1 pseudogene is annotated in these 817 nt (G+C 66.7%); it reads right to left on the reverse strand.

The features are described from left to right. Nucleotides 1-817: pseudogene (locus tag KVT44_RS55495) on the reverse strand (acetyl-CoA C-acyltransferase); the annotation flags it as partial.

An 817-nucleotide genomic window follows, 5' to 3' on the forward strand; every position in this document is an offset into this window, starting at 1 on the left:
GAGCGCGCCGAGGACCAGGGCTTCGAGTTGCCGTGCGCCCTGGCCCAGGGGCCCCATGGTGCGCTTGGCGCGGCCCATGGCGATGGCGCCCCCGTTGACGTTGAGCTTCTCGTCCGCGATACCCAAGTCCTTCTGGTACTTGAGGACCACGGCGGCGAACGCCTCGTTGAGTTCGAACAGATCGATGTCGTCCACGGTCAGACCGGTGTGCGCGAGAAGCTTCTCGGTCGCCGGTGTGGGGCCCGTGAGCATGATGGTCGAGTCCGCGCCGGAGGTGGCGGTGGCTACGATCCTGCCCCTCGGAGTGAGCCCGAGATCACGGCCCGCCTGCTCGCTGCCAAGGAGTACGAGCGCGGAACCGTCCACGATTCCGGAGGAGTTGCCCGGCCCGTGCACATGGTTGATCCTCTCCAGCCAGTGGTACTTCTGCAGGGCCACCGCGTCGAACCCGCCCACCTCTCCCATCTGTTCGAAGGACAGCGGCAGTCGGCCCAGGCTCTCCACGGTCGACCCCGCGCGCATGTGCTCGTCATGGTCGAGTACGACGAGTCCGTTCTGATCGGTCACCGGGATGACGGACTGCGCGAACCAGTTGTTCCGCCAGGCTTCGGCGGCCCGTTCCTGGGACCTCGCGGCATAGGTGTCGACATCCTCGCGGGAGAAACCCTCGACGGTCGCGATCAGATCGGCGGCGATGCCCTGCGGCACGAAGTACGTGTCGTAGTTGGTGGCCGGGTCGTTGAACCAGGCGCCGCCGTCCGAAGTGATCGGCACCCGGGACATAGACTCCACTCCGCCGGCGATCACCCATTCGTCC

The organism is Streptomyces sp. GbtcB7, assembly GCF_019091445.1.
Lineage (GTDB): Bacteria > Actinomycetota > Actinomycetes > Streptomycetales > Streptomycetaceae > Streptomyces > Streptomyces mirabilis.